The sequence below is a fragment of the Neorhizobium descurainiae genome (genome assembly GCF_051400715.1).
Lineage (GTDB): Bacteria > Pseudomonadota > Alphaproteobacteria > Rhizobiales > Rhizobiaceae > Neorhizobium.
The window spans coordinates 196,534-212,389 of record NZ_JBLFFK010000007.1; the positions used below are offsets into that span (position 1 = coordinate 196,534).

Annotated in this window: 17 protein-coding genes; 12 read left to right on the top strand and 5 right to left on the bottom strand. The window is 60.5% G+C overall.

Annotated elements, in window-relative coordinates; translation table 11 throughout:
• Positions 1-76 precede the first annotated feature (76 nt).
• Complete coding sequence (locus tag ACMGE0_RS14900; RefSeq protein ID WP_436816643.1) at positions 77-1,075, bottom strand: zinc-dependent alcohol dehydrogenase; 999 nt, start codon at positions 1,073-1,075, stop codon at positions 77-79.
• A gap of 334 nt (positions 1,076-1,409) precedes the next feature.
• Between ACMGE0_RS14900 and ACMGE0_RS14905 the strand changes: the two genes are divergently transcribed.
• Complete coding sequence (locus ACMGE0_RS14905; protein ID WP_436816737.1) at positions 1,410-2,525, top strand: M24 family metallopeptidase; 1,116 nt, start codon at positions 1,410-1,412, stop codon at positions 2,523-2,525.
• Between the two features lie 46 nt (positions 2,526-2,571).
• Here ACMGE0_RS14905 and ACMGE0_RS14910 read toward each other — a convergent pair whose 3' ends face one another.
• From ACMGE0_RS14910 to ACMGE0_RS14920, 3 genes are all read right to left on the bottom strand, one after another.
• The gene (locus ACMGE0_RS14910) at positions 2,572-3,270 is read right to left on the bottom strand and encodes a GntR family transcriptional regulator (RefSeq protein WP_436816644.1); all 699 of its coding nucleotides are present in this window, start codon (positions 3,268-3,270) and stop codon (positions 2,572-2,574) included.
• Between the two features lie 193 nt (positions 3,271-3,463).
• On the bottom strand, positions 3,464-4,282 hold the full coding sequence (locus tag ACMGE0_RS14915) for a sugar phosphate isomerase/epimerase family protein (protein ID WP_436816645.1): 819 nt from the start codon (positions 4,280-4,282) through the stop codon (positions 3,464-3,466).
• 8 nt (positions 4,283-4,290) lie between these two features.
• Entirely contained in the window at positions 4,291-5,031 is a 741-nt protein-coding gene (locus ACMGE0_RS14920; RefSeq protein WP_436816646.1) for an SDR family NAD(P)-dependent oxidoreductase, read from the bottom strand.
• A gap of 156 nt (positions 5,032-5,187) precedes the next feature.
• Here ACMGE0_RS14920 and ACMGE0_RS14925 point away from each other — a divergent pair, with 156 nt between their 5' ends.
• Positions 5,188-5,880 carry a hypothetical protein gene (locus ACMGE0_RS14925; protein WP_436816647.1) on the top strand — a complete coding sequence of 231 codons (693 nt, stop codon included), beginning with the start codon at positions 5,188-5,190 and terminating at the stop codon, positions 5,878-5,880.
• Entirely contained in the window at positions 5,877-6,782 is a 906-nt protein-coding gene (locus ACMGE0_RS14930) for an NAD-dependent epimerase/dehydratase family protein (protein ID WP_436816648.1), read from the top strand. Before ACMGE0_RS14925 ends, ACMGE0_RS14930 begins: the two co-directional genes overlap by 4 nt.
• Positions 6,783-6,788: 6 nt before the next feature.
• Here the strand turns inward: ACMGE0_RS14930 and ACMGE0_RS14935 are convergent, their stop codons facing one another.
• Positions 6,789-7,442, bottom strand: a complete 654-nt coding sequence (locus ACMGE0_RS14935) for a TetR/AcrR family transcriptional regulator (RefSeq protein ID WP_436816649.1) — start codon at positions 7,440-7,442, stop codon at positions 6,789-6,791.
• 225 nt (positions 7,443-7,667) lie between these two features.
• Between ACMGE0_RS14935 and ACMGE0_RS14940 the strand changes: the two genes are divergently transcribed.
• The 9 genes from ACMGE0_RS14940 (at position 7,668) to ACMGE0_RS14980 (ending at position 15,687) form a co-directional block, all read left to right on the top strand.
• Positions 7,668-8,501 carry a transporter substrate-binding domain-containing protein gene (locus ACMGE0_RS14940; protein WP_436816650.1) on the top strand — a complete coding sequence of 278 codons (834 nt, stop codon included), beginning with the start codon at positions 7,668-7,670 and terminating at the stop codon, positions 8,499-8,501.
• A gap of 96 nt (positions 8,502-8,597) precedes the next feature.
• Positions 8,598-9,032, top strand: a complete 435-nt coding sequence (gene aroQ, locus ACMGE0_RS14945; RefSeq protein ID WP_436816651.1) for a type II 3-dehydroquinate dehydratase — start codon at positions 8,598-8,600, stop codon at positions 9,030-9,032.
• Positions 9,029-10,090, top strand: a complete 1,062-nt coding sequence (locus ACMGE0_RS14950) for a Gfo/Idh/MocA family protein (protein ID WP_436816652.1) — start codon at positions 9,029-9,031, stop codon at positions 10,088-10,090. The genes aroQ and ACMGE0_RS14950 overlap by 4 nt, the downstream gene beginning before the upstream one ends.
• On the top strand, positions 10,087-10,911 hold the full coding sequence (locus ACMGE0_RS14955; RefSeq protein ID WP_436816653.1) for a sugar phosphate isomerase/epimerase family protein: 825 nt from the start codon (positions 10,087-10,089) through the stop codon (positions 10,909-10,911). The genes ACMGE0_RS14950 and ACMGE0_RS14955 overlap by 4 nt, the downstream gene beginning before the upstream one ends.
• Positions 10,911-11,741, top strand: coding sequence for an aldo/keto reductase (locus tag ACMGE0_RS14960; RefSeq protein WP_436816654.1), 831 nt, complete (start codon positions 10,911-10,913; stop codon positions 11,739-11,741). Before ACMGE0_RS14955 ends, ACMGE0_RS14960 begins: the two co-directional genes overlap by 1 nt.
• A 25-nt stretch (positions 11,742-11,766) precedes the next feature.
• Positions 11,767-12,429 carry an amino acid ABC transporter permease gene (locus ACMGE0_RS14965; protein ID WP_436816655.1) on the top strand — a complete coding sequence of 221 codons (663 nt, stop codon included), beginning with the start codon at positions 11,767-11,769 and terminating at the stop codon, positions 12,427-12,429.
• Positions 12,430-12,441: 12 nt separating this feature from the next.
• Complete coding sequence (locus ACMGE0_RS14970) at positions 12,442-13,086, top strand: amino acid ABC transporter permease (protein WP_436816656.1); 645 nt, start codon at positions 12,442-12,444, stop codon at positions 13,084-13,086.
• A 78-nt stretch (positions 13,087-13,164) separates the two neighbouring features.
• Complete coding sequence (locus ACMGE0_RS14975; protein ID WP_436816738.1) at positions 13,165-13,887, top strand: amino acid ABC transporter ATP-binding protein; 723 nt, start codon at positions 13,165-13,167, stop codon at positions 13,885-13,887.
• Positions 13,888-13,935: 48 nt separating this feature from the next.
• Positions 13,936-15,687: an FAD-dependent oxidoreductase gene (locus ACMGE0_RS14980; RefSeq protein WP_436816657.1), complete on the top strand. Its 1,752-nt coding sequence runs from the start codon at positions 13,936-13,938 to the stop codon at positions 15,685-15,687.
• Positions 15,688-15,856: the final 169 nt, after the last annotated feature.

The following is a 15,856-nucleotide window of genomic DNA, read 5'->3' on the forward strand; positions in this document are numbered from 1 at the left end:
TCGTATCTGAAATGAACAGGTGTGTCACGGTTACACGGAATTCCCCTGGATGATAAGACGCGCGCGAAATCCCCTCTCACGTGGTCAGGACGAGTTTTGCGGCACTCGCGCGCCCGAGATCGATATCCTCGAATGCAAGCGCGCCTTCCGACATCGGTCTTGTCTCGACCCAGTTCAGGGGGGCGAGCCGGCCTGCGGAGAGCAGAGCCACCGTTTCACGGAAATCCGTCATCGAATAGCAATAGGAGCCGACGAAGGCGATTTCTTGGAGTGTCATCCGGCGCACGTCGACACCTTCGGATCCGGGCAATAATCCGAGATGGACGATGGTTCCGCCACGCCGCACCATTTGGAAAGCCGCTTCGCGTGTCGCTCTGGCGCCGACGGCATCGAAAACAAGATCGGCGGATGCAGGTCCGGGATCATTTGGGCTGCCCGGTTCATATGGCTTTATGTATCCATGCGCGGCCGCTGCGGTCGCGCGCCGGTTGGCGCTCGTCTCGCCAAGCCAGACCCGGTGAGCACCTTGGGAAACAGCCACCAGCGCGGTGGCCAGCCCGATGGCGCCTGCGCCCAGGACGGCGATGCGCAGGGCTGAAAGAGGACGATCCAGCCTGCGGGCCGCCAGTTGAACGGCATGGTAGGCAACGGCTACCGGCTCGCTCAGCGCTGCGGTCTTGAAGTCCATGTCGTCCGGTATCGGGACGAGATTGGTCTCCCGCACGACGACCTTTTCAGCGAAGCCGCCGGCATGCGGCGGCAGCCCTATATTGCGCTGCTCCTCGCACAGTTGCGGATAGCCGGAGAGGCAGGCGTTGCAGTTCCTGCAGGTCAAAAGAGGGTTTATGGTGACGCGGGTGCCGGCCATCGCTCCGGTCTCCACCACTCCGGCGATTTCATGACCCATGATCATCGGGGGAACCCGGCGTGGATCATGGCCGTGATACCCATGCATGTCCGAACCGCAGATGCCGCAGGCGACGACATTTACGACGGCTTCGCCCGGCTCGGGTTGAGGATCGGCCACCTCGCGATAGTTCATACTACCCTTCCCGAGGTAAACAAGCGCCTTCATTTCGGGCTCCTTCAAGCTTCGCGGGTCACAGCGGGGAAGGGGACAATGTCCACATTCCCAACAGTCTCCACGAACATTCATTTTACAACTCTCCATGGCTCCAACGCTGATATCCCGGAGCCGGCTAACAATTGCAAACTGAGGTACTGTATGTCAATAAGGCGGGGCAGTCGCAAGAAACTGGTGATCGCGGCCCATGCAGAAGCATTGTCGAGCGCCTGAAGCTCCAACACGATGTCTTTGCGCTGTTAAGGGCGAGGCAAAGGGGAGCGAGGGTATGAAGCGGCATCCGGCAACGTCAGCGCCATTCGATACGGATTTGCTCGATCGGCTCATGGAGGAACGAGGCCTCGATGTCCTCCTGGTAACGTCGAAGCACAATGTTCAATATCTGCTGGGCGGCTACCGCTTCTTCATGTTCGACTACATGGATGCGACGGGCCTCAGCCGCTATCTTCCGGTCATGGTTTATCCGAAGGGGCGCCCCGATCTGGTCGCCTATATCGGCAATCCCAACGAGAGTTATGAACGGGAGCTCGGCAGCCTTTGGCCGGATCATCTTGATCTGCGGGCGCGCGGATCGGTGGATACGATCCAATTCGGGCTCGAACATATCGCCGCAAAAGATCTTGCCGCCGCCTCTATCGGCATTGAATCCGCATTTCTGCCGGCCAATTCGTTCGAAGTTCTGCAAGCGTCGCTGCCTAAGGCTCTCATATCGGATTGCACCACTGTGCTGGAAGAGCTGCGGGCGGTAAAATCCTCAACCGAACTTGGCTATTTGAAGATTGCGTCGGAAGGAGTGGTCGATGCGATGGTGGCGACCTTTTCTAAGATCGAACCCGGTCAGACGAAGCAGGAGGTCGTGGAAATTCTGCGCCGAGAAGAAGTTCGGCGTGGCTTGAGCTTCGAATATTGCCTGATAACGGCTGGCAAGGACATGAACCGCGCGCCATCGGGTCAGGTCATCGCTGACGGCGACGTCATCTCGCTGGATTCGGGAGGCAACTATCGCGGATATATAGGCGATCTTTGCCGGATGGGCATTGTCGGAAATCCGTCCGGCGAGCTGGACGATTCACTCGCTGCAATCGATGAAATACAGCAAGCCGCGCGTCGTGCGATCCGGGCCGGAGCGATCGGCTCGGAAATTTTCGCGGCGACAGAGGCTTTGGTAGCGAAACCGCGCGAAGGCCGCCTGAGTTTCGTGGCCCACGGTATGGGCCTCATCCCGCACGAGGCGCCGCGGCTTCTGGACAATGGTCCGGTCCCTTATCCAGCGCCGCACCGGGCGCAGCCGCTTCTGGCTGGCATGGTCCTGTCGATCGAGACCACCTGGCAACATCCCCGCCTCGGCTTCATCAAGCTGGAGGACACGGTTGCCGTAACCCGGGAGGGATATACGGCTTTTGGAGATAGTGCGCGCGGCTGGAACAGGATCGGGCGATAGACGCCTGCCCGGATGCCTGCCCCAAGCAAGGAAGAACGGGGGCATTTCAATCGGGTAGCGGTCCTATGTGATCCAGGGACGCGTTACGAGACGCCCGACCGCTTCTTGTCGCGCCGACACGGGTAGGGGCGGGTTCGAGACTGTAGCGTTCCGCCATTTTCAGGATATGGGTGCCAAGCGCATCCAGAGCGCCATCGAGATCGCCGGTTTCCAGTTTCGCGATGATCGCAAAGTGTTCTGCACTTGCCTGTTCGCGGGTCGGTAGCGTCGATCTGTGCGAGCGCAGAGCCGCCACCTTTCCCGACACAAGCCGATAGGCATTGATCAGATAGGGATTGCCGCTGTTCTCGATCGCAACGGCGTGGAATTCCGTGTCGGCACCGGCACTTCGAAGGTTGTCTCCCGATTCGATGGCTGCCTGCATGTCTTGCGCCGCGGCCTTCATCGCGGCGAGTGTTTCGCCGCGTTTTCGCTGCATGGCGAGGCGCATCGATTCCAGCTCGATCATCCGACGGAATTCGCAAAGATTGTTGGTGTCTTCGTTTGTTGGCAGGAAAACAAAGCTGCCGCGCTGAGGCCGGATATCGATCAGGCCCTGCTGTTCGAGCGCCGTGAATGCCTCTCGAACCGGGCTGCGGCTGACACCAAGGATGGTTGCGAGCTTGTCTTCCGACAAGGCGTCGCCAAGTTCCAGCTCGCCGTCGAGAATAGCCCGGCGCAAGCGCTCGGTCACGCGCGCTGTCAATGAGCCTCGTGGTCTAGGATCCACTTCGTAACGTCTCCCTGAAGCCTGCCTGGTTTCATTTCAAGGTTTTGGATCAAACACCCCCGGCCGCTGAGCCGGAGGACTTGCAATAACGGCACGCCATCCCCCAATAGCTCCCCTCCATGCCGCAGGTCGCAGATTATTGGAAGCGCTGCAGTACTCAAGGCCTCCTTCAGGCCGGCAGCGAGGCCAGAAATTCGCGGGTGGCAGCCATGCCGCTCTTGGCCTTCTCCTGGAAGCTCAGCATGGCGTCGCCCCTGTGGGGCGTCTCGACGCTGATCGTAATATCTTTCGGAAGCGTGGCCATGAGCTCTTTCAGCCACAGTCCGCCATCGCCGGGCATCATCCTTGCATTGCGGGCTTCGTCAATACAACCGGCATTGTCGATCGGTTGCCGCATAGGCGCATCGCAGAGTTGAAGATACAGAATGAGGTCCGGTGGCAGGGCGGCGACTGCGGCAGGACTGCCGCCGGATCGTGACAGATGCAGTGCGTCGAGCAGGATGCCGACATTGCCGCGCCCCGAGGCGTTTGCCAGTCGCGCGGCATCCTCGATGGTTGCGGTGGAGCGCCAGCGCATGAACTCGATTGCCATCTTGATGCCGTGTTCGGAGGCTGCGTCGGCGATACGTCCCAGATTGTCCGCGGCGCGAGAGAGCTCCGGATCCTCACAGGTGATCTGCATGAGCGGCATGCCGAATTCCGCTGCCGTCTCGATGATCGGCAGCCAGTTGCCCACATCCGTTTCCGGCAAGAGCGTGAACACTTCCCCGTCGAGAAAGGATATTCCAAGATCCGCCGCCGTCTTCTGAATTTCCCGGATCAACGGTTTATTGCCGACGATCGGGTGAGCGAGGCTGAGCCCGTGCGGCGCGATGAGTCGCAGGCTGGCGGCGTCATAACCGGCAGCGGCCGCGCATGTGACGAGCTCGACCGGCGGGCAGCCCTGAACGGTGAGATAGGCGAGCGAGAGTTTATGGTGATTATGCACGGAAAGCCTCAGTAGGTTGCGCGGCCGCCGGATACGTCGAAAACGGCGCCGGTCGAGAATGAGCACTCTTCCGAAGCGAGCCAGGTCACCAGTGAAGCGACCTCTTCCGCCCGGCCAAGCCGCCCGACAGGAATCTTGGACGTGACATAAGCCCTGAATTCGGGGGTCAACTGCTCGAGCATTTCGGTTTCGATCGCTGCAGGCGTTACGCAATTCACACGGATCTGTGTCGGCGCCAGTTCCTTGCCGATCGATTTCGTCAGACCGATTACCCCCGCCTTTGACGCCGAGTAGGCCACCGCATTCGGGTTGCCTTCCTTGCCGGCAATGGACGCCATGTTGACGATGCGGCCGTAGCCGGTCTTGAGCATTTCCCGGACTGCCGCCTGGCAGCAATGGAATACCGCGTCGAGATTGAGCGACATGACGAAGCGCCAGCCGTCGATCGGGTATTCCGCAAATTCCTTCAAGGGGCCGTTGTGGCCTGCGCAGGTAATAAGAATCCCGAGTGGCCCAAGGTCCGTGACGACTTTCGCGGTCGCTGCGGCAACCGCCGCCGGATCGGTCACATCAACCGCATAACCCTTCGCATTCGGCAGTTTCGCGGCCGCCGCTTCGGCGCGTTCGCCGTCGATGTCCCATATCGCGACCCTGTGTCCCTTTGCCGCCAGGCGGGCAGCAATCGGAAAACCCAGGCCGCCGGCGCCACCCGTAACGATTGCGACCCGCGACGTTTCTGTTGCCTGCATCAAATCCTCCTCGGTTTCTCAACCGGGTCCAAAAAGTACCCGCTTGACATTTGCAACATACTAACATTCTAGTAGGCTACATGGAGCGGAAACGATCCGCTTGTCAAGCGGCCTTAGCAGGCGGCCGACGAAGGTAAGCATCGGAGGAGAAGGGAAATGGGACTGAAGGGCTCGGCTTTTCTTGCCATCTGGCACGATATCGCCGAAGGCGAACATGGCGAGTATATCGAGTGGCATACGCGGGAGCATATGCCCGAGCGCCTTTCCATCCCGGGTTTCCGCACGGGCAAGCGCCTGCATGCTCCGGAAGCCGCCCGCTACGTTTTCGGCACCATCTACGCGGCCGAAAATGTCGAGGTGTTTCGCTCCGATGCCTATCTGCGGCGTTTGAATAATCCGACGCCCTGGACCGCCGCCGTAGCGCCGAGTTTCCAGAACTTTCTCAGGGTCGCCTGCGACAGGATCGCCACCGCCGGGGGAGGCGATGGGGGCAGCATGGCCACTATTAGATTCGACTTCAGCAGGTCGGATGCCGATGCCGTCCTGAGGGCAGGGGCGCAAGGGCTCGTCGAAGCCATCCTGGCTCTGCCGGGGGTTTCGTGCGTCCATCTGGGCATCGCTCGCGGCGAGGTGTCTGGCGTCCGTACACGCGAAACGGAACTGCGTAGCGAGATGTCCGAAAAAGGATTTGATGTCGTCGTGCTTGTCGAGGGGTCGCATCGCGCCGGCCTCGAGGCTGCACTGCCGGAGGCACAGAAGCTGGCGATTGCGACCGGCGCTCTGATGTCGCCCATCGTCAATATCTACGAAACCGCCTTCACGCTGACCTCGGAGGAGGTGCAGCCATGAAGCGGATACTGATTACCGGCGGAGGCGGCTTTCTCGGAGGATGGATCCTGCGAGCCCTGACGAAAGAGGGCCATGAAGCGCGCATATTCGACCGCTCCACGGATCGGCGAGTATTGCGGGAGATTGTCGGGCAACGGGCCGACAAGATCGAATGGGTCCAGGGCGACGTGACGGATACGGCGGCAGTTGCAGAAGCCGCGCGCGGCTGCGATTCCATTATTCATCTGGCAGCCTTGCTCACTCCCGCTTGCAAGGCCGACCCGATCCTTGGCGCGAAGGTCAATCTGATCGGGACGCTCAATGTTTTCGAGGCCGCGAAAGGGAACGGGATTCCACGGGTCGCCTATGCCAGCAGCGCCGCAGTATTCGGCCCCGATGATGGCGCGAGACCCGATCCGGTAACGCTCTACGGGGCTTTCAAGCTGGCCTGCGAAGGGTCTGCCCGGGCCTATTGGTCCGACGAGGGCATTGCCAGCGTCGGCATGCGCCCGACCGTGGTCTACGGCCCGGGCCGCGAAATAGGCCTGACCGCAGGGCCGACCATCGCCTGCCGTGAAGCCGTGGCCGGACGGCCCTATACGATCGGTTATTCAGGTCCTCAGGACCTCGTTTTCGTCGGCGATGCCGCGGCGGCGTTCGCGGCTGCCGCGATCCAGCCATTCGACGGCGTCCATGCCTTCTCGCTGACCGGCCGAACCGCGGATGTTCCCGAGATCATCGAAGCCATCAAGGCGGAAGTACCCGCTGCAGATATCCGGTTTGACGGCGCTCCCGTTCCCATGGCCGCCGAAATTGCCGTGACGCCCTATGAGGACCTTCTCGGTCCAATGCCGCGCACGTCGCTGCGAGACGGCATCGCGCTGACCGTAGCCCACTATCGCGCGCTTGCGGAGGCTGCTTGAATGTCGCTACGGCTTCAGAAAGCGAAGCACCATTTCGGTCATCGTCTCCAGCCGCTCCTTGACCGCAGCCTCGGCCAGAAGGTCGCGGCCGAAAAGAACCTGCAGCGTGTGACGGTTGGAAACGTAGGTGAAGCCGAGCGCCGTGATCGATATATAGAGGTCGAGCGGATCGATGCCGTCGCGGAATATGCCCTGCGCCACGCCGCGATCAAGAATGGCCTTCACCTTCGTCAGGATCGGCCGGTTCAGGGTCGGCATATCGCCAGCTGTCCGCAAGTGAATGGCCCCGTGAAGGTTCTCAGTATTGATCATCCGCACGAAAGCCGGATGATCGATGTAATAGCGGAAGGTGAAGGCCACCAGCATGCCGATGGCGGCAACCGGCTCGGACACATCGAGTTCCAGTCGTTCCTCGGCGCTTCGAATATCCGTGTAAATGTCCTGCAGCGCCGCAAGGTAGAGTTCCTCCTTGCTGCCGAAATAGTGATAAAGCATGGCTTTGTTGGTGTTGACGCGTTCGGCAATCCTGTCCACGCGCGCGCCACCGATCCCGAAGGTGGAAAACTCCAGTATCGCGGAATCAAGCAATGCGCGCCGGCGGCGCTCCGGCGCGCGTTCGCCGGCGCCAAGTCCGCCGTTGCTCTCGTCAATCTTCGTCATCTCGGCCCCTCGTATCGGCACTGCAAGTCAACGGCCGTTCATAGCGGTAATTTGAACCGAACGAACGAGCTTTGTCATGCTGGATAGCATAAACATTGACATCAACCAACTGGTTGGTTAATAACGAGGCAACTAGGGAATTGGAAACAGGCGTCGGAGGAGTTGGCGCCCTTTTCAGATACTGGACCGAAGTTCGGTCAGGACTAGCAACCCAGAGGAGGATCTATGTTGGGTAATTTCTCACTTCGTGCCGCAGCCTTTGCCGTCGTAGCAGGCTTGGGCCTCACGGGCGTCGCATCCACGGCGGATGCGCAGGCGCTTGAAAAAATCAAGGAAGCCGGCGTCGTTCGCGTCGGCGTCATGGGCGAGCAGGCTCCGTGGGGCTCCATCGACGCCAGCGGCCAGAATATCGGTTACGATGTCGATGTGGCAAAGCTCATCGGCGAGGAGCTCGGCGTCAAGGTGGAGTTCGTGCCGAACGCGGTCGCTGCCCGCATTCCGAACCTGCTCACCGGCAAGGTCGATCTGCAGATGGCCGTCATGGGCATGTATCCTGATCGCGCCAAGGCGGTTCAGTTCACCAAGCCCTACGCCGGCCTGAAGATCATCCTTCTGTCCAGCTCCAAGAACAAGATCGAGAAGATCGAAGACGCCAAGGATTTGCGTATCGGCGTGCCGCGCGGCGCAGCGCAGGACAAGGCGATCACCACGCTTTTGGGTGACGTTCCCAATATCCGCCGCTTCGACGACGACAGCTCCAACATGCAGGCTCTCGTGTCCGGTCAGGTCGATGCCATCGGCGGCAACACCACCTACAAGATCAATCTGGACAAGGCGGCCCCGGGCAACGACTTCGAACAGAAAATCGTCTTCAACGAACAGTGGATGGGCATCACCACCAAGCTGGGTGATAAGGAAATCAACGCCTGGCTGAACCAGTTCATCGACAAGATCCGCGCCGACGGCCGCCTTGAGGCCATCAACAAGAAATGGCTCGGCGAAGACAAGCTGCCGAACTTTCCTGAAAAGCTCGACGGCGTTCCGTTCACCGTCGAATAGCAGCCTGCGACTGCTTCCATTCAAACCATGACGAAGACGGGATGCGCGGCAACGCTTGCGGAGCCGCGCCCTCGATCGGCAGCAGGAAGTTTCGACATGCGAACAATTTTCATACTGAACGGTCCGAACCTCAATCTTCTCGGCCAGCGCGAACCGGACATCTACGGCCGCACCACACTCGACGAAATTCGCGGCTGGTGCGAAGCCGATGCCGTGGAACTTGGCGTTGCCATCGACTTCCGGCAATCGAATTTCGAAGGCGAGATCATCGAGGCCGTTCACACCGCCCGAAACGCGGCCGCCGGCATCATCATCAATCCCGCAGCCTATACGTTCACATCGATCGCCATTCTGGACGCGCTCAAGACCTTCAGCGGCCCGAAGATCGAACTTCACATCTCGAACGTCCATCAGCGGGAAGAGATCTATCACAATTCCCTGGTCTCGAAGACGGCGACGGCCGTCATGGCTGGTTTCGGCGCCTACGGCTACCGGCTTGCCTTGCGCGCCATGGCGGAGATGACGAAATGACCAGAATAGCCTTGCTCGGTGCCGGGCTTATCGGCCGCGAACATGCCGAACTGCTGGCATCGCATCCGGATGTATCAATTGCTGCGATATGCGATCCTTCCCCGGAGGCCGCCGCTCTGGCCGAGCGCCTGTCCGTTCCGCATCGCGCCGACTACGCGTCGATGCTGGATGAGATGCGGCCGGACGGCGTGATCGTCGCCTTGCCGAATCGGCTCCATGCTCCTGCGGCGCTGGCCTGCATCGAACGGGGGATCGCTTGCCTCATTGAAAAGCCGGTGGCCGACACCATCGCCTCGGCTGCGACAATTGCCGAGGCTGCCGAGCAGGCGGGCGTGCCGGTTCTGGTCGGTCACCAGCGACGCCATAGTCCCGACATACGCGCAGCCAAACAGACGATCGATGCCGGCGAACTCGGCGAACTCGTCGCCGTCAACGGAATGACGCTTTTCGACAAGCCGGCCAACTATTTCAACATGGAATGGCGGAAGAAGCTCGGAGGAGGGGTGCTCCTCATCAATCTCATCCACGACATCGATGTCCTGCGGTATCTTGTGGGAGAGATCGACAGCATCCGAGCCTTCACCTCCAACGCACGACGTGGATTTGAAGTCGAAGATACCGCCAGCCTCTCCATTCGCTTCGTCAACGGCGTTCTCGGAACATTTATCGTCTCCGACAACGCCGTCAGTCCTTGGGCGTGGGAATACACCTCCGGCGAGGCGCTCTATCATCCCACGCAGCCCGGCCCTTGCCTGTTCCTTGCCGGACGCAAGGCAGCGCTGTCGGTTTCCGACATGTATCTTTGGCGACATTCCGGTCAGGACGAGCACTGGCAGCATCCGCTGGTGCGTGAATTCCGTGGTGTCGGTGGAGCGCCGACCTATCGCAAACAGCTCGAGCATTTCGTCGCCGTCATCCAGCGAAAAGAGAAGCCGCTGATCACCGCCCGCGACGGAATGGCGACACTCGCCGCGACGCTCGCCGTCGACCGTGCCGCCCGGGAGGATCGGACGATCACATTGGCGGAGATGCTCAGTGAAGGCAGGGCCGCGGCGTGACGAGGAAGCTTTCCCTCTCCTTCCTAACCTGCCTCGGTGCGACGCCGGAAGATTCCGTGCGGGCTGCTGCCGCGGCCGGATATGACTATGTCGGTTTTCGCATGCTGCCTGCTGCACCCGGCGGCATCGCCTTTCCGCTCATGAACGACCCGGCCCGGCTCCGGGACCTCCGTGGCCTGATGGCTGATCAAGGGATCGGCCTCTTCGATGTCGAGATGATCCGCCTCTCGGCGGATTTCCAAGCCGAGCCATACCTCCCGTTCCTCGAATGCTCGGGTGAGCTCGGCGCCCGTGCCATCCTCGTCGCCGGCGACGATCCCGATGAGCAGCGGCTGACCGGGTCCTATGTCGAGCTATGCCAGGCAGCCGCACAATTCGGGCTCTCCGCCGATCTCGAATTCATGCCGCAATCGGAACTGCACGATCTTTCCGCAGCGATGCGTGTCCTCAAGGCTGCTTGTCAGCCCAATCAAGGTGTCATCATCGACGCGCTCCATGTTTCGCGATCCGGCACGCCGGTGGCGCTGATCAAGGACGTTCCACCGGAATGGTTGAACTACGCACAGATTTGCGACGGTCCAGCGGAGATCCCGCCGACACGCGAGGGTCTGAATTTTGCCGCACGCCACAAGCGGCTGATGCCCGGGGAGGGAGCGATCGATCTCGGTTCGATCTTCTCCAGCCTTCCCGACTGTCTGCCGATCGCGGTGGAGGTTCCGAACGACCGGCAATCGGCAGGCCTCTCTCCGGCTACCTGGGCGGAAAGAGCCAAGCGCGCCAGCCTTTCGATACTGGATGCCATACCTGCGAGGGCCGGCTGATGGCGATTTCGACAACGAAAGAAATCCGCGGCGTCACCATTCCGGCGCTTGGGCTTGGAACATTCGAGCTGACGGGGCCCGAGGGCGAGGCGGCCATCCGGGACGCGATCGATCTCGGATACAGGCAGATCGATACCGCGATACGATATGGAAACGAGGTCGAAGTCGGCAGAGCCATCCGAGCATCAGGCGTGCCGAGAGACGAGTTGTTCGTTACTACGAAAATCTGGTTCAATGATCTCTCGCCGGAGACGGTCTCCCGCCGCGTCGGAGAAAGCCTCGAGCGGCTCGGCTTCGATCAGGTGGACCTGCTGCTCGTTCACTGGCCCACCAAAGAAACCCCTCTCGGGGAAACGCTGGCCGCCTTCGGCGAGGAGAAGGCGAAGGGGCGCACGAGACTGATCGGCGTGAGCAACTTCACGGTGGCGCTGCTCGACGAGGCGCTCGACCTGCACAAAGCCGACCTTTTCTGCAATCAGGTGGAATACCACCCGTTCCTGTCCCAGCAGAAGCTTCTCGCCCGCATGCATCGCGCAGACATGCTGCTGAACGCCTACCAGCCGATCGCGCGCGGCAAGGTCTTCAATTCGGACCTGCTCAATGAACTGGGGCGCAAATACGGGAAGACGGCAGGGCAGGTGACGCTACGCTGGCTGATCCAGCAGGACGGCGTTGGAGCGATCCCGCGTTCTTCCCGCAAGGAGAACATGCAAGCCAATCTCGACATATTCGATTTCGAGCTTTCAGCCGCGGACATGGAAGCGATCCATCGGCTTGCGCGCGGCGAACGCTATTCCCGCTTCGACTGGGAACCGGAATGGGACGAATAAGAAAGACCCAGGATAGGGGAGAACAATGACACTCGACTTCAGCGTAGTGACCGATGCCTGGCAGTCCCTGCTTTTCGGTACGCTCGGCACCTTATTCCTGGCCTTTGCCGGCATGGTTATCGCCATGATCATCGGCATCTTAGGTGTCGTCATCCTCAGAGCCCAGATGTGGCTGCCCTCGTTGCTCGTCAACGCCTTCGTCGAGGTCGTTCGCAACACGCCTTTTCTGGTGCAGATCTTCTTCATCTTCTTCGCGCTTCCGCTCGCCGGCATACGCCTGAATCCGACGATGACGGCAGTCATCGCGCTTGGCGTCAATGGTGGAGCCTATGCGATCGAGATCATCCGGGGTGGTGTGGAAAGTATCCCCAAGGGACAGACCGAGGCCGGTCTTGCGCTTGGCCTGCACAAACATGAGGTCTTTCGGCTCATCGTGCTCACGCCGGCACTGCGGGCAATCTATCCGTCTCTTTCCAGCCAGTTCATTCTTCTGACGCTGACGACAGCGATTTGCACCTCGATCTCGGCCTATGAACTGACCTCGGTCGGACAGCGGATCGAGGCCGAAACGTTCCGCAGTTTCGAAGTCTACTTCACGCTCACCGGCATCTACCTGGTGATCTCGCTCGCGACGATGTGGCTCCTCGCGTCCATTGGCCGCTGGGCCTTCAGCTATCCGCAACGTTGAGGAGGACGCGCGATGGGAATTCAGGAAATCACCTATCTTCTGCAGGGTCTCCTCTGGACGCTATTTCTCACGGCCATCGGCTTTGCCGGTGGCATCGTGTTCGGGACGATCGTTGCCCTGATGCGGGTTTCGGCTTCCCCGTGGTTTCGGATACCGGCGATCTGCTGGATCGGCTTGTTTCAGGGAACACCGCTCTTGATGCAGCTGTTCGTCGCCTATTTCGGTCTGCCTCTGCTGGCCTTCGACCTGCCGGCCTGGGGGGCGGTCTCGATCGCGCTGACGGCACATGCCTCGGCATTCCTCGGCGAGATCTGGCGGGGCGCCATTCAGGCCGTGCCGCCAGGCCAGAACGAGGCGGCGCAGGCGCTTGGCCTGCATGCCCGCAGCCGAATGGTCGATATCATCATGCCGCAGGCCTTCAAGTTGTCGCTGCCGGCGACCGTCGGCTTCCTGGTGCAATTGCTCAAGGGGACATCGCTCGCCGCAATCGTCGGCTTCATCGAACTCGCCCGGGCCGGCACCATCGTCTCCAATCAGATCTACAGACCGCTGCTCGTCTTCAGCGTCGTCGGGGCGATGTATTTCGTCATGTGCTGGCCGCTATCGCTCTGGGGCCGACGCCTGGAGCGACAGATGTCGGCGGGCGTTGCAAAATAAGAGGAGAGGAATGTGACAGAAACAGCAAAAATCAATGGCCGTGCAACGGCAAACGACGCGCGCAGTTCAATGATCGAGATGCGGCAGGTCGAAAAGTACTACGGTGCGTTTCATGCATTGAAGGATATCAATCTCACGGTTGCCAAGGGCGAAAAGATCGTGCTTTGCGGTCCATCGGGCTCCGGCAAGTCGACGCTCATTCGCTGCATCAATCACCTTGAAACGATCAAGAGCGGCGAGATCAACGTTGCCGGCCACCGGCTGAACGACAGCCAAAAGGCGGTGGATGCTGTTCGCCGGGAAGTCGGCATGGTGTTCCAGCAGTTCAATCTGTTTCCACACAAAACCGTTCTGGAAAACTGTATCCTGGCGCCGATGCGGGTGCGCAAGCTTTCCCGTGCCGAAGCGGAAGCCACCGCGCGCAAGTATCTGGAGCGGGTCAGGATCGGCAATCAGGCCGAGAAATATCCAGCCCAGCTTTCCGGCGGCCAGCAGCAGCGCGTTGCAATCGCCCGTGCCCTTTGCATGGAGCCGAAAGCCATGCTTTTCGACGAGCCGACCTCGGCGCTCGATCCCGAAATGGTCAAGGAGGTTCTCGATACAATGGTCTCGCTTGCCCGCGACGGCATGACCATGATCTGCGTGACCCATGAAATGGGCTTCGCGCGCCAGGTGGCCGATCGCGTGATCTTCATGTCCGACGGTGAGATCATCGAGGAAAACGATCCCGAAACGTTCTTCCGCACTCCGAAGCACGAACGCACCCGGGCGTTCCTGGGTGAGATTCTCGCTCATCACTGAGCCGAGGTCGCTCAGACCGGCTCGACCGAAACTGCGGAAGGAACAGACATGCATCGGGTCCTGGCGGAAACCGAACAGAGTTATGATGTCGTCGTGCTCGGCTCGGGAGCCGGCGGAATGTCGGCAGCAATCTTCGCTGCACTCGAAGGAGCCCGCGTGCTCCTCGTCGAGCGGACGGAATATCTCGGTGGCACTTCGGCATTCTCCGCAGGAACGACCTGGATTCCGCTGACCCGGCATTCGAAATCGGTCGGCGCGGAAGACAGTGTCGACAAGGTCTCCCGCTTTCTGGATGCGGCAGTCGGCAACCAGAGCCCCCGAGGGTTGCGCGAAGCCTTCATCTTGGCAGGCGCGGATGTGGTCGAGACACTGGAGAAAAAAACGGACGTCAGGTTTCGCGCCCGTCCTTTCCATCCCGACTACCTTTACGAGCTGGACGGATCGACCAGTTTCGGAAGGGCCTTGGAACCACTTCCCTTCGATGCCGCGCCGCTCGGCGAGGACCTGAAACTCATCAGGCCGCCGATCCCCGAGTTCACCGTTCTCGGCGGAATGATGGTTGACCGCGACGATATCGGGCATCTGATGAAGATCGCGAAATCCGCCAGGTCAGCGGCCTATTCGGCAAGACTGATCGCGCGTCACGTCTTCGGAAAGCTCCGATACGGACGCAGTCCCCGACTGGTGATGGGGAGTGCCCTGATCGGACGGATGTTGCTCGCCGCCAGGAAGCTTGGCGTCACGACCGTCGCGGAAACGGAAACCGTCGCACTGGAGACGAGCGCGCGGAGCGTGACCGGCGTCACTTTGCGGCAAGGGAATACGGAACGCACGATTGCCGCAAGGGGCGGGATTATCCTGGCCACCGGCGGATTCGCACAGCACCCGCGGATGCGCGCTGAAAAACTGCCGCAACCGCAGCCGGAATTCTCGCCATCTGCGCCCGGCAGTACGGGCGCTTTGCATGAATTGGCGCTTGCCCTCGGTGCCTATCACAGCGATGCACCGGGACAGCCTTGTTTTTGGGCACCGGTATCGCGGCGCCGGCGAAGCGACGGATCCATGGCCGTGTTCCCGCATTTCGTGTTCGACCGGTCCAAACCGGGCATCATTTCTGTCGGCCGCGACGGGAGGCGTTTTGTCAATGAAAGCACCAGCTATCATCTGTTCGTCTGTGCCATGTATGCGGCGGACCGGGATGGAAGCCATATGCCCGTCTACCTGATTGCCGATTCAAAGGCGCTTGCGAAGTACGGCATGGGAATGATCCGTCCCGGCGGCGCTAATCTCCGGCCCTTCCTCGCCGATGGATATCTGACGGAAGGTGCGACCCTTGAAGAGCTTGCTGCCAAGCTCGGCATCGACCCCGGTGGGCTGAAGGATAGCGTGGCACGCATGAGCTCTTTTGCAAAGAGCGGCATCGACAGCGACTTTGCGCGCGGCATGACGGTTTACGAGAAGGCCAACGGTGATCCCGCGCATGGCCCGAACCCGACGCTTGGAGCCTTGGAAACCGCGCCGTATTACGCCGTGAAGCTGTGGCCCGGCGATATCGGCTCGGCAATCGGGCTTGTCGGCGACGAGAACGCTTGTCTGTTGCGAAAGGACGGGTCCACGATCGACGGGCTCTACGCTTGCGGCAACGACCTGCAATCGATCATGGGCGGAGCCTATCCTGGACCTGGAATCACGATCGGGCCCGCAATCGTCTTCGGAGCGATCGCGGCGCGTCATGCGGCACGGCGGTCGATCTCGCTGACAGCCGAACGGCAGAATTCGAGGGTCTCCCACTTGAATTAACGAAATAGTTCGTTATCAATTTGAGATGGGAGGAGAAGCACGCGCTTCTCAGACATTCTTGAGCTATTGCACCGAAACCCATCGGGTTCCCGGATGGTGAGCCGCGTCTATTCCTCCTCTGATGCACTGAACTCTATGCCGATTTTTCGCGCTGCGCGATCAGATCAAA